Origin of the sequence: Sulfurovum sp. (genome assembly GCF_049668085.1) — a bacterium.
In the GTDB taxonomy this organism is placed as follows: Bacteria; Campylobacterota; Campylobacteria; order Campylobacterales; family Sulfurovaceae; genus Sulfurovum.
This window is the reverse complement of the sequence record NZ_JBATIY010000063.1, coordinates 1-1992: the sequence shown is the minus strand read 5'-3', so window position 1 is coordinate 1992 and position 1992 is coordinate 1. Positions and strand designations below refer to the sequence as shown.

1 protein-coding gene and 1 pseudogene are annotated in these 1992 nt (G+C 34.4%); both read right to left on the bottom strand.

All coding sequences use genetic code 11. The annotated features are described in order from the left end of the window. Window positions 1–332: 332 nt before the first annotated feature. The gene (locus WBM70_RS03890) at window positions 333–1586 is read right to left on the bottom strand and encodes an OmpP1/FadL family transporter (RefSeq protein WP_424557195.1); all 1254 of its coding nucleotides are present in this window, start codon (window positions 1584–1586) and stop codon (window positions 333–335) included. A 223-nt stretch (window positions 1587–1809) separates the two neighbouring features. After that, window positions 1810–1992 (bottom strand): annotated as a pseudogene (locus WBM70_RS03885) (adenylate kinase); the annotation flags it as partial.

Genomic DNA, 1992 nt, shown 5'->3' with positions numbered 1-1992 from the left:
ATTTTACACATGCTTTACTGAGAGATACAAGCACTTGTTTACATGCCTAGGGCTCGATTATAACTCTAGATTACCTGCTTCTACGTGGTTGGGTATTACCTCTACAATAATAACTGTTATATGGGACTATTTCTTATTGATGAATACTATAAAGGTCCAATACAAATCTGTTTTCAATATATATGTAGATATAGCGTATTTTATTTTTTAATAAGATGCTAATAGTTATATGTGTGTACTAGGTGTTGTATTTGTAGGAGAATGAGCATTAATTGTAATAGGGAGTTTAGAAGAGATGCTTTTAATATCTCTTCTAAAAGTTAGATCAGTGATTAGAACTTATATGCTAATTGGAAAGCAATACTGTTTTCTGAGTGATCAGTACTTATAGTACTAGGAAAACCAAGACCACTTACATCATATGTTTCTGTATTCTCATCTTGATACACATATGCTAAGTCAACAGAAAATGAATCAGAAAATACATAGCTTCCACCAATTGTATAATGTTTTTCTGCTGTTGCTGGGAAACCTAAAAGATTAAAGAAGTTAAGTCTTGGATCCATAGTTTCAACTACTGCAGAACTAGCATAGTTGTAACCAAGTCTGACAGTCCATTCATTTTCTGTATAGGCATAACCAAATGCATATACATCAGAATCATCCCAACCAAAGGCCTCATATCCTTTAGCGTCTGACCATTGTATCTTTCTGTAATCAAATGCAAAAGTGTGTCCTTGCATTTGGTAAGCAATACCTACACCATATTCAGATGGTTGCTCAAGCTTATCTCCATCAGGAAGTAGTGTTTGAGGCATACCCATAGTGAATGGTCCGACAGCAGTAGTAAGTTGACCGTCATAGTCCATCTCAATTGAAGATTTGTAAATTGCACCTAAAGTTAGACCATTTACACCATTTGCTGAAAAGTCATAAGACATACCAAGGTTCCATCCAAAACCAAAGTCTTGTGCAATACCTGAACCGACAGACATATCTGCTGGAAGACCATTTAATCCTGCTGGCATAACATAGTTAATATCTAAGTTTCCATATTGAACGATAGGAGTAACACCTACACTTAAACCACCTGTTTTGTATGCGATTGGTACACCAAATTGCATAAGCTGGAGATTTGTAACCATTTTAAAGTTACCACTGAGTCCCGCCATAAGATTTTGTGGATTGTCTTGATAATCTGTACCCAAACCAGCTACACCCCACATACCAATACCGATGTACCAATTGTCATCTATTTTATGAGCAAGAGATACTGCTGGAATCATACTTAAGTCTGCATCACTTGTGAGTCCGCCATCTGCAAAACCAGCTATTGTTGTCTGAATATCTGGCATGAAAACAGTACCACCAAATGAAATTTCTGAACTTTCTATCGATGTTATCATTGCCGGGTTTGAAATACCTGATTCTGCTCCATGAGAAACTGCTATACTAGTCCCACCCATACCACGTGCTTTAGTACCTATAGCGATAAGATTATCTCCATTTGTTGCATGTAACATCGTTGATGTGATGAGTGAAAGCGCAATCAATTTCCCTAAGTTTCTTGTTGTTTTTACGTTCATTACCTTGTCCTTTTATTAGTTAATGTACATATATAGTATCTAATTTTATTTAATATTAAAGCATATTTTGCAATTTTATCGTATATTTTTTGATGATTGAACAATATTTGTTTTAATTATATAAATAAAAGTGTGATATAAATAATTAGGGATTATATTTTAGATAAGAAAATATAGTATAGGAAAATGTAGCGTTACCCACTATAAAAGTGGGTAAGTAGTTTTAGATCTTACTCTTTACAAAAGCTTCCATATCTGCAACCACTTCTTCAAGTGTTCTGGCACCATCGATCACCTTTAAAAGGTCTTTCTCTGTATAAAATGCTTGAATATCTGTCAATGGATCAGTATAAATTTTCATTCTATCATTAAATACTTCTTCACTGTCATCACTTCTTTCTTCACC